The sequence below is a fragment of the Pseudomonas sp. GM24 genome (assembly GCF_000282235.1).
GTDB lineage: Bacteria > Pseudomonadota > Gammaproteobacteria > Pseudomonadales > Pseudomonadaceae > Aquipseudomonas.
In genome coordinates this window covers 55-16241 of record NZ_AKJR01000114.1, presented here as the reverse complement: position 1 = coordinate 16241, position 16187 = coordinate 55, and the positions used below count along the sequence as shown (strand labels likewise).

General features: G+C 59.4%; 15 protein-coding genes. 9 read left to right on the top strand and 6 right to left on the bottom strand.

The window, feature by feature from the left end:
• Positions 1-251 precede the first annotated feature (251 nt).
• Complete coding sequence (gene sfnG, locus PMI23_RS14680; RefSeq protein WP_007914750.1) at positions 252-1334, top strand: dimethylsulfone monooxygenase SfnG; 1083 nt, start codon at positions 252-254, stop codon at positions 1332-1334.
• Between the two features lie 202 nt (positions 1335-1536).
• The gene (locus PMI23_RS14675; RefSeq protein WP_007914739.1) at positions 1537-1737 is read left to right on the top strand and encodes a hypothetical protein; all 201 of its coding nucleotides are present in this window, start codon (positions 1537-1539) and stop codon (positions 1735-1737) included.
• Between the two features lie 141 nt (positions 1738-1878).
• On the opposite strand, the gene PMI23_RS14670 is transcribed toward PMI23_RS14675, so the two are convergent.
• Together PMI23_RS14670 and PMI23_RS14665 are read right to left on the bottom strand one after the other, a co-directional pair.
• A complete protein-coding gene (locus PMI23_RS14670; protein WP_007914738.1) occupies positions 1879-2358 on the bottom strand; it encodes a nuclear transport factor 2 family protein in 480 nt (159 codons plus the stop codon).
• A 55-nt stretch (positions 2359-2413) separates the two neighbouring features.
• On the bottom strand, positions 2414-2977 hold the full coding sequence (locus PMI23_RS14665) for a TetR/AcrR family transcriptional regulator (RefSeq protein ID WP_007914737.1): 564 nt from the start codon (positions 2975-2977) through the stop codon (positions 2414-2416).
• 204 nt (positions 2978-3181) lie between these two features.
• Between PMI23_RS14665 and pssA the strand changes: the two genes are divergently transcribed.
• Positions 3182-4525 (top strand): CDP-diacylglycerol--serine O-phosphatidyltransferase, encoded by a 1344-nt coding sequence (gene pssA / locus PMI23_RS14660; protein ID WP_007949921.1) that lies wholly within the window; start codon positions 3182-3184, stop codon positions 4523-4525.
• Positions 4526-4657: 132 nt separating this feature from the next.
• Here pssA and efeO (PMI23_RS14655) read toward each other — a convergent pair whose 3' ends face one another.
• Genes efeO (PMI23_RS14655) through efeU form a run of 4 tightly spaced genes read right to left on the bottom strand, consistent with a single transcriptional unit; the run spans position 4658 to position 8876 of the window.
• Positions 4658-5482, bottom strand: coding sequence for an iron uptake system protein EfeO (efeO, locus tag PMI23_RS14655; RefSeq protein WP_007918844.1), 825 nt, complete (start codon positions 5480-5482; stop codon positions 4658-4660).
• Between the two features lie 29 nt (positions 5483-5511).
• Positions 5512-6810 carry an iron uptake transporter deferrochelatase/peroxidase subunit gene (gene efeB, locus PMI23_RS14650; protein WP_007918848.1) on the bottom strand — a complete coding sequence of 433 codons (1299 nt, stop codon included), beginning with the start codon at positions 6808-6810 and terminating at the stop codon, positions 5512-5514.
• 18 nt (positions 6811-6828) lie between these two features.
• A complete protein-coding gene (gene efeO / locus PMI23_RS14645; RefSeq protein WP_007918851.1) occupies positions 6829-8028 on the bottom strand; it encodes an iron uptake system protein EfeO in 1200 nt (399 codons plus the stop codon).
• 8 nt (positions 8029-8036) lie between these two features.
• The gene (gene efeU, locus PMI23_RS14640) at positions 8037-8876 is read right to left on the bottom strand and encodes an iron uptake transporter permease EfeU (protein ID WP_007918853.1); all 840 of its coding nucleotides are present in this window, start codon (positions 8874-8876) and stop codon (positions 8037-8039) included.
• A gap of 291 nt (positions 8877-9167) precedes the next feature.
• On the opposite strand from efeU, the gene PMI23_RS14635 reads away from it, so the two are divergent.
• The 6 genes from PMI23_RS14635 to PMI23_RS14610 all read left to right on the top strand — a co-directional run bounded on the left by PMI23_RS14635 (position 9168) and on the right by PMI23_RS14610 (position 16153).
• A complete protein-coding gene (locus PMI23_RS14635) occupies positions 9168-10184 on the top strand; it encodes an AraC family transcriptional regulator (protein ID WP_007918857.1) in 1017 nt (338 codons plus the stop codon).
• Between the two features lie 266 nt (positions 10185-10450).
• A complete protein-coding gene (locus tag PMI23_RS14630; RefSeq protein ID WP_007918866.1) occupies positions 10451-12115 on the top strand; it encodes an AMP-binding protein in 1665 nt (554 codons plus the stop codon).
• 16 nt (positions 12116-12131) lie between these two features.
• Positions 12132-12893 (top strand): SDR family NAD(P)-dependent oxidoreductase, encoded by a 762-nt coding sequence (locus PMI23_RS14625; RefSeq protein WP_007918867.1) that lies wholly within the window; start codon positions 12132-12134, stop codon positions 12891-12893.
• A 12-nt stretch (positions 12894-12905) separates the two neighbouring features.
• Positions 12906-14099 (top strand): acetyl-CoA C-acyltransferase, encoded by a 1194-nt coding sequence (locus PMI23_RS14620; protein ID WP_007918870.1) that lies wholly within the window; start codon positions 12906-12908, stop codon positions 14097-14099.
• A gap of 137 nt (positions 14100-14236) precedes the next feature.
• The gene (locus PMI23_RS14615) at positions 14237-15364 is read left to right on the top strand and encodes an acyl-CoA dehydrogenase (RefSeq protein ID WP_007918873.1); all 1128 of its coding nucleotides are present in this window, start codon (positions 14237-14239) and stop codon (positions 15362-15364) included.
• 15 nt (positions 15365-15379) lie between these two features.
• Complete coding sequence (locus PMI23_RS14610) at positions 15380-16153, top strand: enoyl-CoA hydratase (RefSeq protein ID WP_007918876.1); 774 nt, start codon at positions 15380-15382, stop codon at positions 16151-16153.
• Positions 16154-16187 lie beyond the last annotated feature (34 nt).

Genomic DNA, 16187 nt, shown 5'->3' with positions numbered 1-16187 from the left:
GCTCCCACAGGTTTTTGCGTTGCACTGAAGATCATTGTTCACCCCGATCCTTGTGGGAGCTGGCTTGCCAGCGATGAGGGCAGTCGAGCCAACAAATAAACCAACTGTTGCCCACACAACAACCTGCCAACAAATCCCCCTTCCACAAAACATCAACTCCATCCGGAAACCCAACAAAACCGGACATTCCAAGGCTGGCACGCTTGCTGCTCTATGACTCCCATCTCCGCAAATGTCCCGAGGACACGCCGATGAGTCAGCAAGCCGTAAAATTTGCCTACTGGGTGCCGAACGTCAGCGGTGGGCTGGTGGTCAGCAAGATCGAACAGCGCACCGATTGGGGCATCGACTACAACCGCAAACTGGCGCAGCTCGCCGAGACGGCCGGGTTCGAATACGCGCTGACGCAGATCCGTTTCACCGCCGGGTATGGTGCGGAGTTCCAGCATGAATCCGTGGCGTTCAGCCACGCGTTACTCGCTGCCACCAGCAAACTCAAGGTGATCGCCGCGATTCTGCCCGGCCCATGGCAACCCGCGTTGGCGGCCAAGCAACTGGCAACCATCGACCAACTCACCAATGGCCGTATCGCGGTGAATATCGTCAGTGGCTGGTTCAAAGGCGAGTTCCAGGCCATCGGCGAGCATTGGCTGGAGCATGACGAGCGTTATCGCCGTTCCGAGGAGTTCATTCGCTCATTGCGCGGCGTGTGGAGTCAGGACAACTTCAGCTTTCGCGGCGACTTCTACCGCTTCGACAATTACAGCCTGAAGCCGAAACCGCTGGGCCGTCCGGAGATCTTCCAGGGCGGCAGTTCCCGTGCGGCGCGCGACATGGCCGCGCGCGTTTCGGACTGGTATTTCACCAACGGCAACAGCGTTGAGGGGATCAAGGCGCAGGTTGACGATATTCGTGCCAAAGCAGCGGCGAACAATCATTCGGTGAAGGTTGGTGTGAATGCCTTTGTCATCGCCCGTGACACCGAAGAAGAGGCCAGAGCCGTACTGGCGCAGATCATCGATCAGGCCGATCCAGAGGCAGTGAATGCTTTTGGCGACGCGGCGAAGCAGGCGGGCAGGGCGTCGCCGGAAGGTGAGGGCAACTGGGCGAAATCGACGTTCGAGGATCTGGTGCAGTACAACGATGGCTTCAAAACCAATCTGATTGGTACACCGCTGCAGATTGCCGAGCGGATTGTCGCGCTGAAAGCGGTGGGGGTGGATCTGGTGCTGGCGGGGTTTCTGCACTTTCAGGAAGAAGTCGAATATTTCGGCCGGCGGGTGTTGCCGCTGGTTCGCGAACTGGAGGCAGAAAAGACTGCCGCTGTTGCCTGAACCCTATGCGAACTTGTGGGAACCAGCCTACCGGCAAAGCCGACTGAGCATTCAACACATTTGGATATCAAACTGCTGAAAGCTATTCCAAATCAAGCTCGATACCTGTCAAGTTTGACAGGTTTTCCATTTTGAATCCGATGGCAGACTTCACTACGCCCGGTTATTCCGACTTGGTGGAGGTCACGCAGGAGCATGAGCAATGGAATTCATCGTTGATTTGCACGGAACTTCTGAAACCAAAGAAGACGCTAAAGCAAAGGCTGTGAAGTTGCTAAAAAAACCGGGGTCGTTAGTGAAGATTTCAGACGTGGTGCTAAACCCGTCCAAGCATTCCGCAACTGTTACATACGAACTAGAGCCGGACCCTGATTATGTTCCGCCAAAGAGGGGAAGGTTTTGATTCTATCCTCTGGCGTGGCCGCTCAAGTGGCCGGACGGTTTTCGTGTTTAAGATGGTGAGGCAACAACTGTAGGGGCAGTGAAGGCTGCTCCTACAGTTGTCCTGCGGTCGGCAGATTCAACAGACTCACAGGTCCCGGATTTACAGGTCGAGGTCGGACAGGCCTGGGTGATCATCCGGGCGCCGGCCCAGTGGCCAGTGGAACTTGCGTTCGCTCTCCTTGATCGGCATGTCGTTGATGCACGCGTAGCGCTGGAACATCAGGCCTTGCTCGTCGAATTCCCAGTTTTCATTGCCGTAAGAGCGGAACCAGTTACCCGAATCGTCGTGCCATTCATAGGCATAACGCACGGCGATGCGAGTATCCGAGTAAGCCCAGAGTTCCTTGATCAAACGGTAATCCAGCTCTTTCGCCCATTTACGGGTGAGGAAGGCCTTGGCTTCTTCGCGGTTGTTGGCGAACTCGGCGCGGTTACGCCACTTGGTGTCGAGGGTATAGGCCAGCGATACCCGTTCCGGGTCGCGGGAGTTCCAGCCATCCTCGGCCAGACGAACTTTCTCGATCGCCGATTCACGGTTGAAGGGCGGCAATGGCGGACGTACCTGGGCTGCAGTAGACATGTTCAGTCTCCCAATCTAATTAATAATTGAACAACAAGTCCGGCTTATTAAGGCGTTACAGGTCCAATAACTTTCGCGCCATGCATTGCGCATTATCGGCGGCACTGTGATCACCCATCACAAGCGCTACGGTAATGGCACCGTCAATCAGGATCAGCAACTGTTTGGCCAGCAGTTGCGGGTCCTCGGCGCCATGTTCGGTACACAGCTCGCACACGTAGTCGAGCAGCTTCTGTTTGTGTTCTTTGGCGACCAGGCGCACCGGGTCCTGTGGATCGCCGGTCTCGCCGCTGGTGTTGATGAAGGCGCAGCCACGGAAACCTTCCGAGGCGAACCAGCTCTTGAGCACCGTGAACAGGTTAAGCAGGCGATCGGCCGGGGTTTCGGCCTGATCGACAGCGCTGCGGTACCAGTGCATCCAGCGCACGTCGCGACGCTGCAAGGCGGCGACGGTCAGCGCGTCTTTGTCGGCAAAGTAGCGGTAGATGCTTTTTCTGGAGACGCCGGCGGTTTTCACCAGAAGGTCCATGCTGGTGGCAGCGATGCCACTTTTATAGATCAACTTTTCGGTGACATCCAGGATGATGTCGCGTGTGTCGTTGCTAGTGATTTCGTTCATGTGGCGAACAGTAGAACGATTGTTCTCCTTTGGCAATGGTTTTTTAAAATCAAAAGATCGCAGCCTTCGGCAGCTCCTACATTGGCCCGTGTAGGAGCTGCCGAAGGCTGCGATCTTTTGATCTCATTACGGGCACTAACAAGACCCGAAGGATGCGATGGTGTAAGCTCTCGGGTTCTTCGGATTCGACCCATTGCGAGCCCTATGCCGTTGCTTTTCAAACGCTCCTTGCTGCCCAAATTGCGCAGCTTCCCGCTGACCGCCGAGGCCGTGACCATTCTGTCCGGCGCCGCTGAATTTCGTCGTTGCCTGCTCGAGAAAATCGCTGCAGCGACCCAGCGCATCTACATCGTTGCGCTGTATCTGCAGCAAGACGAAGCCGGTCAGGAAATTCTCGATGCACTCCACGCCGCCAAGCTCAAGCGTCCCGAGCTGGAAATCGCCGTGGTGGTCGACTGGTTGCGCGCTCAGCGCGGGCTGATCGGCGCCGGCAAGCAGCCGGGCAATTCGGCGTGGTATCAGGAAATGACCCGCACGCACCAGAGCGAAGTGCCGGTGTATGGCGTTCCGGTGCAGACCCGCGAGTTGTTTGGTGTACTGCATTTGAAAGGCTTCGTGATCGACGACTGCGTGGTCTACAGCGGCGCGAGCCTGAACAACGTTTACCTGCACAAGTTCGACAAATACCGTTTCGACCGCTACCACGTACTGCAAAGCCACGAGCTGGCGGACTCGATGCATCACTTGGTCAAGCACGGCCTGATCGAATCGAAAGCGGTGCATCGCCTCGATCTGCCGAACCTGCCGACCACGCGTAGCTTGCGCAATGACATCGGTGATCTGCGTAGCCGCCTCAAATATGCAACGTACGACACGGCCACCGGCAGCACCGCCAGAGACAGTCTGTCCGTTACCCCGTTGCTCGGCGTCGGCAAGAACAACCCGCTGAACCGGGCGATTCTCGAACTGATCGCCAGCGCGCAAAAACAGCTGACCATCTGCACGCCATACTTCAATCTGCCGCTGGGGGTGATTCGCGAGATCAACCGCGCATTGGCCCGTGGCGTGAAAATCGACATCGTCGTCGGCGACAAAACCGCCAACGACTTCTACATCCCGCCGAGCGAGCCGTTCAAGGTGATCGCAGCGTTGCCGTATCTGTACGAGATCAGCCTGCGGCGCTTTGCCAAGCGCCATCAGCGCAACATCGACAGCGGTCAGTTGAACCTGCACCTGTGGCGCGACGGCGATAACACCTATCACCTCAAGGGCATGTGGATCGATCAGCGTTATACGCTGCTCACCGGTAACAACCTGAATCCACGGGCGTTCCGCCTGGATCTTGAGAACGCGTTGTTGATTGATGACCCGAAGGGCGAGTGGCTGGAGCCGCGAGCGAAGGAACTGGAGGAGATTTTCCGCCATACCACGCGGATCGACAGCTTTCAGAGTCTGGAGACGCTGCCGGAATACCCGGCCGGGGTGGCCAAGTTTCTCAAGCGCGTGAGTCGGGTGCGGATTGAGCGGTTGCTCTACCGGATTTTGTAAGGCTGCTGAAAATGCCATCGCTGGCAAGCCAGCTCCCACAGGTTCTATGGTGTACACAATATTTGTGAATGACCGAGAACACTGTGGGAGCTGGATTGCCAGCGATGGGGCCCGCTTAGACGCTACAAAAAATCAATTCAGACCCAACTTGCCACGCAACGTGGACAGGTCTTCCGCCAGTGTATTCACCGGCCCGACCAGCGCCTTACGGTCGTTATCCTTCACCTTGTCATAAGTCTCGAAACCACCGTCCTTGGTCTTGTACTTGGCCAGAATCTTGTCGACCGTGGCAAAGTTCTTGTCGACCTTCGCTACGAAAGCCTTGTCCTGCTTTTCGATCTGCGGACGGAACAGATCAACGATTTTCTTCGCGCCGTCGATGTTGCCCTGGAAGTCGTAGAGGTCCGTGTGGCTGTAGCGGTCTTCTTCGCCGGAGATCTTGGTCGCGGCCACTTCCTCCAGCAACGCAGCAGCACCACCGACGACTTTCTCAGGCGGGAAGGTCAGGCTGGCGACGCGGGTTTGCAGGTCTTTGACGTCGCTGTTGAGCTTGTCCGCCAGTTCGTTCAGGCCCTGAGTGCTTTTCTCCGAGAACAGCGTGTATTCGATGCGGTGGAAACCGGTGAAGTCATCGGCTTTCACGCCTTTCTCGTGGTCGTCGACGCGGGAGTCGATGGACGCATCGAGGTCACTGAACAGTTCGGCAATCGGCTCGATCGACTCGTAGTAAACGCGGGTCGGTGCGTAGTGCTTTTGCGCGGTGGCCAGGTCACCTTTCTTCACGGCGTCGGTGAATTGTTGGGTGTGGCTACCCAGTTCATCCAATTGCTCGGTGACGTAAATCTTGTAGTCCGAAACCGGCCCGACCAGATCCAGCGGTGCCGTGGCGGCGAACGCCGACAGCGGGGTGTTGAGCAAACCTAGGGTCAGCAATAACGCGAGTGGCGTCTTTTTCATGGGGGCGGCTCCAGTGTTGAGATGTTGTTTCAGGCAGCGGTTTTCGGTTGTGTGGCGTTGAGCAGCGAGCGGCCGATGAAGTCCTTGTCGCCCGTGACACCCGGCAGGGTGAAAAAGTACCCGCCGCCGACCGGTTTGAGGTATTCCTCCAGCGGCTCGCCGTTGAGGCGGGTCTGCACGGTGATGAAGCCTTTTTCCAGGTCGGCCTGGTAACAGATGAACAGCAGGCCCATGTCGAGCTGGCCGTTCTTGTTCACGCCATTCGAATAGTTGAACGGCCGGCGCAGGATCAGATTGGCCTGGGTTTCAGCCGTACGCGGATTAGCCAGGCGAATGTGCGCGTCGAGCTTGGTCAGCTTGCCGGCCGGGTCTTTGCTGTAATCCGGGACTTCGGTCTCATGCTGCGCACCCATCGGCGCGCCGGTGGTCTTGACCCGGCCGATGATGCTTTCCTGTTCCTGCAACGGCGTACGGTCCCAGCGCTCGACAAAGTTGCGAATGATCCGCACCGCTTGGTAACTGCCATGGGCAGCCCAGGCCGGTTCATCGCTGCCCGGTTGCACCCAGACCAGACGATCCATGGCTTTGCTGTCGTTGGAGTCGGGGTTGGCCGAGCCATCACGGAAACCGAGGAAATTGCGCGCCGATTGCGCTGGCAACCCCGGTTTCGCCGGGGCTTGCGGCGGCACGCTGCCTTCCTGTTTCCAGCGCACCAGCAGCAGGTCGGGGAGGTTTTTGACGATGTCGCGCAGGGCGTGAATGTTGGTGTCGGCGGTGTTCGAGCAGAACTGCAAACTCAGATCGCCATGGCAGCAATCGGCGTCCAGCGCATCGTTGGGAAACCCGACCATGCGCATCAGGCGTTTCGGTTTTGCGTCGGCTAGACCGAAGCGCTCGTCGAACAGCGATTCACCGACGGACACGGTGATGGTCAGGTTGTCCGGCGTGACGTTCGGGCCGAGGATGCCAGAATCCGGCGGCGGCAGTTTCGGATCGATCTGTGCGACCGGGCCACCCTTCATCAGAAAGGCAATGCGCTCGTTGAGCGTGCGGAACAGCCGCTCCAGATCTTCGCGATCACTGGCCAACACATCGAATGACACCAGCATGCCCGACGCCGGACGCGGAGTGACGATGCCGGTCTGGTGCACGCCGTGGAAATCGTGGCGGTCTTCGGTCTTGTCGCTGCTCGGTGCTTCGGTGACCTGCGCCGGCGCGGCGGCCATGGCCGGGCAGCTCAGGGCGGACCCGGCGAGGGCGACACCGGCGGCGCCCATGCCCATCAAGACACGGCGGCGTTGCAGGTTGAGCGTTTCTAAATCTTTCATCGGGAATTCTTCTTCTGCTTACAGGCCGGAGAGGCCGAGGGCGGGATCGATGCCATCCAGTGCGTCGGCCAGAGCCTGGGCCTTGTCGGCGATCTGCTTGCGTTGTTCGCCGCTGACGGAGTCGTAGCTGGCGTAGCCGTCCTTGATCTTGTAGCTGTTGAGTTCGGTGTCGAAGTCGGCCAGTGCCTTGTCGATTTTCGGCAGCAGGTCGGCGGCAGACTTGGTCAGCATCGGCCGCAGCAGATCGACGACTTTGCGCGCGGTCTGTGCGTTGGCGGCGAAACCGTTGAGGTCGCTGTGGCTGTAGCGTTCTTCTTCACCGCTGGCAGCGCGGACGTCGGCCAAGGTGTTGAGGTTGCGCACGATGATGTTGACCAGTTGCTCCGGTGGCAGCGACTGCGCGAGCAATTGCTGTTTGAGCGCGGTGACGTCGCTGAGCAGGCGCTGGGCCACGGGTGTCAGCTCGTCGAGTTTGCGTTGCTGGAACAGCGCGTATTCGAGGCGGTGGAAACCAACGAAGGCCGGATCCTGCTCGCGTTTCTCGAAGTAATCGGCGCGGGCGTTGATGCTGTTGTCCAGTTCGGCCAGGCGTTGCGCGGCCGGGGCCAGACGTTGATAAGCCGCACGCGCGGGCAGGTACAGCGCCTGCGCTTGGCTGAGATCACCGCTTTCAATCGCTTGATTTAGCGCCGTGACGGCTTTGATCAGCGCGCTGCTCTGGCTGGCCAGGTACACACGGAATTCCGACAGCGGCCCGACGAAGGCGACCATCGACGGTTTGGCTTTGGCCGCAGCATCGGAGGCAGCCGTCGGCGTCACGTGCAGTGTGCCGCGAGGATTACTCAGCAACCCGCAGGTGATTGCGTAATCGCCCGGTTGCAGATTGGCGTTGATCACCTGGCTCAGGCCCGGCGCGATGTTTTCGCGTTCTTCAACGACGAGTACGCCGTCAAGGATTTCCCATTCCACCGCCCGGTCGGAGCGGTTGACGATGCGGAAACTGGCGCGACCGGCCGGCACCGTCAGCGCATTCGGCTCGCAACTGCCCGGATGAATGTTCACCACCACTTCATCGTGGTTGTGCTGACGCTTGGCCGCAGCCATTTTCGAGGCGTAATAAAACAGACCACCGGCGGCGATCATCACCACCACTGAACCGGCCACCGCCCAACGCAAGGCGCGAGGAGGGGAGGCCTGAGGAGTATTAGGCTTTGACATGGATGCCCTTATTGGCTGGAAACGGAAGACGATTGCGTGGAGGGCTTGGGCGCGGGAAGGAAGAACATCACCAGCGCCACCAGCAGATAAAGCAGATAGGCACCGAGGGTGCTGACGGTTGGCGCATCCTGATAACCGAACATGCCGGCCAGCACCGAGCCCAACGGGCCATCCATCGGCAGCGTCGCGCTGAAGTCGAAGAGCACGGTCTGCAGGTGATTCCACAGCCCGGCTTCATGCAGGGCCTGCACTGAGTTGGCGAGAATCCCGGCAGCGACCACCAGAATGAACAGGCCGGTCCACTTGAAGAACGCCGAAAGATTGAGGCGCATGCTGCCGCTGTAGATCAGGAACCCGACGATGATCGCCAGAATCAGCCCGAGCAGGGCACCGATCGGCGCGCCCGGGCCTTCGCTCTGCTGGAAAACCGCGAGCAGGAAGAACACCGTTTCCAGACCTTCACGGGCGACCGCGAAAAACACCATGGCGATCAGCGCGATCACTTGATGTCTGGAAGATGTCAGCGCGTGATCGAGCGAGGCTTGCAGCGAATGCTTGATCGAGCGCGCGACCTTGCGCATCCAGAACACCATGGAGCTGAGAATGCCCACGGCCACCAGCCCGACGATGCCTTCGAACAGTTCCTGCTGTTTTTGCGGGAATTCAGCGCTGACCAGTTCCAGGCCACCACCGACCAGCAGGGCGAGGGCGGCAGCGAGAAACACGCCGATCCACACGGCAGGCATCCATTGACCACGGCCAGTCTGTTGCAGGTAGCTGGCGATAATGCCAACGATCAGCGCGGCTTCAATGCCTTCGCGCAGCATGATCAGAAAGGGAACGAGCATTCGGCATCCAAAAGGTCATTTCTAGAGGTTACAAGTTGTAACATAATGAAAGTCATTCTCACATGACATTGATTGACATAAACCTGAACAGTTGCTGAACGACCTCAATTTTTGCCTCGCATTGATCCCTGTAGGAGTGAGCCTGCTCGCGATAGCGGTGTGTCAGAACATTCAGCGCTAAATGACACGACGCCATCGCGAGCAGGCTCACTCCTACAGGGGATTCGTGTTGAATTCGTGTCCTGCGGTAATATGCCTGCCATTCAAAAACAACAAGGTTTATCGCGCTCCATGTCGGAAAAAGACACCATCGCCGTTCAACTGGTGCGTGAAGCGCTGCTGCAAAGTTGTGCCCCGGGCGTGGCCATGGAAGAAGTCTTGAACAAGGTCGGGATTGATCCGGCGTTGCTGCAAACCGAACACGGCCGGGTGCCGGCCTCGCATTACGCGAAACTCTGGCGGTTATTGGCGCGCCGTGGCGATGACGAGTTCTTTGGCATGGACCCGCGCAAGCTCAAATCCGGCAGCCTTGAATTCCTCTGTCGCAGCGCGATGGCGCAACCGACGCTGGCGGCGGGTTTGAGTACGGGGTTGAGCTTTCTCTCACTGATGCTCGAATGCCTGCCGGCGCAACTGGTGCACCAGCAAAGTCTGGCGGAAATCGTTCTGCTGGAGGATGAGCCCGAACCGCGCCGCGCCTTCACCTATTTCACTTATTGGATGATCGTCCACGGTGTGGCCTGCTGGCTGGCCGGGCGGCGGATTCCGATTCTGGCGATTGAACTGCGCTGCCCCGAACCGAATTTCACCGATGACTATCGGGTGATGTTTTCGGAAAACCTGCGTTTTGATCGGCCGCGAACCCGGATGATTTTCTCTGCCGATTGCCTCGACCTGCCGATCAAACGCACGGCCGAGGAGTTGAAGCGTTTTCTCGCCCACGCTCCGGCCAATATTCTGGTGAAGTACCGCGACCCGGAAAGCCTCGCCAGTAGGATCAAGCAGGATTTGCGGCAACTGCCGGCTGAGCAATGGCCGGAGACCGAGGCGCTGGCGCAACAATTGTGCATGTCAGCCTCGACGTTGCGCCGGCGACTGGCTGAAGAAGGGCAGACCTATCAGGGCCTCAAGGACAGTGTGCGCAAAGAGTTGGCGATCATTTGGCTGGCGGAGCCTTCGATCAGTTTTGTCGAAATTGCCAGCCGCTTGGGCTTTGCTGATGCGAGTTCGTTTTACAAGGCGTTTCGCAAGTGGTCGGGTTCGAATCCGGGCCATTACCGCACGTTGATCCTGAACGAGGTTGTCTGATCCAACACATCCCGCCGCTTGATCATCCCCACGCGCTGCGTGGGAATGCCTCAAGGGACGCTCCACGTTCCAGCTCTGGAGCGGACGCAGAGCGTCCAAGGCTGCATTTCCACGCAGAGCGTGGGAACGATCAGTGTGGTAGCAGTCTTGGCCAAACCAGTCAGCCACATTGATGGCTTTGACCATTGCCGCCGCTGCCCCACAGCGCGACTATCTCCCTGTTGTTTACGCTTCCCAGCCTAATAAAAAACAGAGGGATTCTGGCAATGCGCGATTACTTGTCTGCCACCGCACAGTTCAACTATCAGCACACCGTGGATGCCGCGCTCAGCGGTACGCTTGAGGCGCTCAACGCCTGCGTCGAATGTTGCGACCGCCACGCCTTGCCTGGGCGCATTGCCTTGTTCTGGGAAGGCCGCGACGGCGCCAGTGCGACGTACACCTTCAACGATCTGCAGGACAAAGCCGCGCGTTTCGCCAATTTCCTTCTCGCCCAAGGCGTGCAGAAGGGCGACAAGGTCGCCGGGCTGCTGCCGCGCAACGTCGAATTGCTCATCACCGTGTTGGCCACCTGGCGCATCGGCGCGGTGTATCAGCCGCTGTTCACCGCGTTCGGCCCTAAAGCCCTCGAACATCGCCTGAACAGTTCCGGCGCCAAAGTCGTTGTTACTGACGCGGTCAACCGGCCGAAACTCGCTGAAGTCGCCGATTGCCCGACGCTCGTTACCGTCGGCGGGGCCAAAGGCCAGGGCATCGTCCGTGGCGATTTCAGTTTCTGGGCCGAACTGGCCAACTATTCCAATGTGTGCGAACCGGTGCTGTTGACCGGAGAAGACCCGTTTCTGCTGATGTTCACGTCCGGCACCACCGGGCCGTCGAAAGCACTGTCGGTACCGCTCAAGGCCATCGTCGCGTTCCAGAGCTACACCCGTGACGCCGTGGACCTGCGCCCGGAAGATGCCTTCTGGAACGTCGCCGATCCGGGCTGGGCCTACGGCATCTACTTCGGCGTCACCGGCCCGTTGTCGATGGGCCACCCGATCACCTTCTACGATGGCCCGTTCACCCTCGAAAGCACCTGCCGGGTGATCAACAAGTACGGCATCACCAACCTCACCGGATCGCCAACCGCTTATCGCTTGCTGATTGCCGGCGGTGACGAGTTCGCCAAGTCGATCAAAGGCAAATTGCGCATCGTCAGCAGCGCCGGTGAGCCGCTGAACCCGGAAGTGATCCGCTGGTTCGCCGACAACCTCGACGTGGTCATCCACGACCATTACGGCCAGACCGAACTGGGCATGGTCCTGTGCAATCACCACGGTCTCGACCACGCGGTTCATGTCGGCGCCGCCGGTTTCGCTTCGCCGGGCCACCGCATCGTCGTGCTCGACGACCAATACAACGAACTCGGCGTCGGCCAGCCGGGCATTCTTGCCATCGACCGACCGCAATCACCGATGTGCTGGTTCGGTGGCTATGAAGGCGCGCCGACCAAAGCCTTCGTCGGCGATTACTACCTCAGCGGCGACACCGTGGAATGGAACCCGGACGGCAGCATCAGCTTCGTCGGCCGCAGCGACGATGTGATCACCACCTCCGGCTACCGTGTCGGGCCGTTCGACGTGGAAAGTGCACTGATTGAACACCCGGCCGTGGTCGAGGCGGCGGTGGTCGGCAAACCCGATCCGGAGCGCACCGAACTGGTCAAAGCTTTCGTGGTGCTGAGTGCGCAATACCGTGCGGCTCCGGAGTTGGCCGAAGAGCTGCGCCAACATGTGCGCAAACGTCTGGCCGCGCATTCGTACCCGCGTGAAATCGAATTTGTCAGCGAATTGCCCAAGACCCCAAGTGGCAAATTGCAGCGCTTTATCTTGCGCAACCAGGAAATCGCCAAAGCTCAAGAGGCTGCGGCGCATAACGTTTCAGCTTGAATCAGGAATTACAGTCATGCAGATCGAGAACAAGGTTTTTATCGTCACCGGCGGCGCATCGGGCCTCGGTGCGGCCACCGCTGAATTGTTGGTCAGTGCCGGCGCCAAAGTGATGCTGGTGGACATGAACGCCGAAGCCGTGGCCGCTCAGGCTCAGCGTCTGGGCGCACAAAGTGTGGTCGCCGACATCAGCAACGAAGCCGCCGCTGAAGCTGCCGTGCAGGCCACCGTCAAAGCCTTTGGCAGCCTCAACGGTCTGGTCAACTGCGCCGGCATCGTCCGTGGCGAGAAGATCCTCGGCAAGAACGGCCCGCATGCGCTGAGCAGTTTTGCCCAAGTGATCAACGTCAACTTGATCGGCAGCTTTAATATGCTGCGTCTGGCCGCTGCGGCGATTGCCGAATCCGAGGCAAACGCAGACGGCGAGCGCGGTGTGATCATCAACACCGCCTCGGTCGCGGCGTTCGACGGTCAGATCGGCCAAGCGGCGTACTCGGCCTCCAAAGGCGCGATCGCCAGCCTGACGCTGCCAGCCGCCCGCGAACTGGCGCGCTTTGGCATCCGTGTGATGACCATCGCCCCGGGCATTTTCGAAACACCGATGATGGCCGGCATGACCCCGGAAGTCCGCGATTCGCTGGCCGCCGGCGTGCCGTTCCCGCCGCGTCTGGGCAAGCCCGCCGAGTACGCCGCGCTGGTTCGGCATATCATCGAAAACAGCATGCTCAACGGCGAGGTGATCCGTCTCGACGGTGCCTTGCGCATGGCCGCCAAGTAAGGAGGATTTGTCATGACTATTTCCAACGATCCGATTGTTATCGTCAGCGCTGTGCGCACGCCAATGGGTGGATTTCAGGGCGAACTGAAAAGCCTCACCGCGCCGCAACTCGGTGCTGCGGCGATCAAGGCTGCGGTTGAACGCGCCGGTGTCGCCAGCGATGCAGTCGATGAAGTGCTGTTTGGTTGCGTATTGCCTGCGGGCCTCGGTCAAGCGCCTGCGCGTCAGGCTGCGTTGGGCGCCGGCCTGGATAAATCGACCCGTTGCACCACCGTCAACAAAATGTGCGGTTCGGGTATGGAAACCACCATTCTCGCCCATGACATGCTGGTGGCTGGCAGTGCCGATGTGGTCATCGCTGGCGGTATGGAAAGCATGTCCAACTCGCCATATCTGCTGGATCGTGCCCGCGCCGGTTACCGCATGGGCCATGGCCGTGTGCTCGACTCGATGTTCCTCGATGGCCTTGAAGACGCTTACGACAAAGGGCGCCTGATGGGCACCTTCGCCGAGGATTGCGCCGAAACCAATAGTTTCAGCCGTGAGGCGCAGGACGCTTTTGCCATCGCCTCGACCACCCGCGCACAGCAGGCGATCAAGGACGGCAGCTTCAAGGACGAAATCGTCCCGCTGACCGTGACCGTCGGCAAAGAACAGGTGCTGATCAGCAACGACGAACAACCGCCAAAAGCCAAACTGGACAAGATTGCCTCGCTGAAACCGGCGTTTCGCGAAGGCGGCACGGTGACGGCGGCGAACTCCAGCTCGATTTCTGACGGTGCGGCGGCACTGGTGCTGATGCGTCAGTCGCAGGCGCAGAAACTCGGACTGAAACCGTTGGCGGTGATCCATGGCCACGCCGCGTTCGCCGATACCCCGGGCCTGTTCCCGGTGGCGCCGATTGGTGCGATCAAGAAGCTGATCAAGAAAACCGGTTGGTCGCTGGGTGATGTCGATCTGTTTGAGGTCAACGAGGCGTTTGCCGTGGTTGGCATGGCGGCGATGACACACCTGGAAATCCCGCATGACAAGTTGAATGTGCATGGCGGTGCTTGTGCCCTGGGCCATCCGATCGGCGCGTCGGGTGCGCGGATTCTGGTGACGTTGCTGTCGGCCCTGCGCCAGAGAAAGCAGAAACGCGGTATCGCGGCGATCTGCATCGGCGGCGGCGAAGCCACGGCCATGGCCGTGGAATGCGTCTACTAAACGCACTAATCCTGTAGGAGCTGACGAGTGCAACGAGGCTGCGATCTTTTGATCTTGTTTTTAGGCCAAGAGCAAAAGATCGCAGCCTGCGGCAGCTCCTACAGGGGACCGCGTGTAACCCGGATTAAGGATTCACCATGATTCCCAACGAAGACCAAACCCAGATCCGCGACATGGCCCGGCAGTTCGCCGAGGAACGCCTCAAACCGTTCGCCGCCGAGTGGGATCGCGAGCACCGTTTTCCCAAGGAAGCCATCGGTGAGATGGCTGAGCTGGGCTTCTTCGGCATGCTCGTGCCGGAGCAGTGGGGCGGTTGCGACACTGGTTACCTGGCGTACGCCATGGCCCTGGAAGAAATCGCCGCCGGTGACGGTGCCTGCTCGACGATCATGAGCGTGCACAACTCGGTCGGCTGTGTGCCGATTCTCAAGTTCGGTAACGACGATCAGCGTGAACGCTTCCTCAAACCGTTGGCCAGCGGCGCCATGCTCGGCGCTTTTGCATTGACCGAACCGCAGGCCGGTTCCGATGCCAGCAGCCTGAAAACCCGCGCACGGCTGGAAGGCGATCACTACGTGCTGAACGGCTGCAAACAGTTCATCACCTCCGGGCAGAACGCCGGGATCGTGATTGTGTTTGCGGTGACCGATCCGAGTGCCGGCAAACGCGGCATCACTGCGTTTATAGTGCCGACCGATTCGCCGGGCTACAAAGTCGCTCGCGTCGAAGACAAGCTCGGTCAACACGCGTCCGACACCTGCCAGATTCTCTTCGAAGACGTCAAAGTGCCGGTGGCCAACCGTTTGGGCGAGGAGGGCGAGGGCTACAAAATCGCCCTGGCCAACCTTGAAGGCGGCCGCGTCGGCATCGCCTCGCAATCGGTGGGCATGGCCCGCGCCGCGTTTGAAGCGGCGCGTGATTACGCCCGTGAGCGCGACACCTTCGGCAAACCAATTATTGAGCATCAAGCCGTGGCATTCCGCTTGGCCGACATGGCCACGCAGATCGCCGTCGCCCGGCAGATGGTGCATTACGCCGCTGCTCTGCGCGACAGCGGTCAACCGGCACTGGTCGAGGCGTCGATGGCCAAACTGTTCGCTTCGGAAATGGCCGAGAAGGTCTGTTCGATGGCGTTGCAAACCCTCGGTGGTTACGGTTACCTCAACGACTTCCCACTGGAACGCATCTACCGCGACGTGCGTGTCTGCCAGATCTACGAAGGCACCAGCGATATTCAGCGCATGGTCATTTCGCGCAATCTTTGACAAGGAATTTTAATCATGACTTACGAAACCATTCTGCTCGAAACCCATGGCCGCGTTGGCCTGATCACCCTGAACCGCCCGCAGGCGCTGAACGCGCTGAATGCGCAACTGGTCAGCGAAGTGAATCAGGCCCTTGATGCGCTGGAAGCCGATGCGAACATCGGTTGCATTGTCCTCACCGGCTCGAAAAAGGCCTTTGCCGCCGGTGCCGATATCAAGGAAATGGCCGAGCTGACCTACCCGCAGATCTACATGGACGACCTGTTCAGCGACAGCGATCGCGTGGCTAACCGCCGTAAGCCGATCATCGCGGCGGTCAACGGTTTCGCCCTTGGCGGTGGCTGTGAGCTGGCGCTGATGTGCGATTTCATTCTGGCAGGCGACAACGCCAAATTCGGTCAACCGGAAATCAACCTCGGCGTGTTGCCGGGCATGGGCGGCACCCAGCGCCTGACTCGCGCCGTCGGCAAGGCGAAAGCCATGGAAATGTGCCTGAGCGGACGTTTGATCGATGCAGTGGAGGCTGAGCGTTGCGGGATTGTCGCGCGGATTGTGCCGAGCGATGAGTTGCTCGACGAAGCGCTGAAAGTGGCGGCGGTGATTGCCAGCAAGTCGCTGCCGATTGCGATGATGATCAAAGAGAGCGTGAATCGTGCCTTTGAAGTGAACCTGACCGAGGGCGTGCGCTTTGAACGTCGGGTGTTCCATGCAGCGTTTGCCACGCAGGATCAGAAGGAAGGGATGGCGGCGTTTATTGCCAAGCGTGAGGCCGACTTCAAGGGCAAGTAATGCGACTAAAGCGAAAAGCCCCTCACCCTAACCC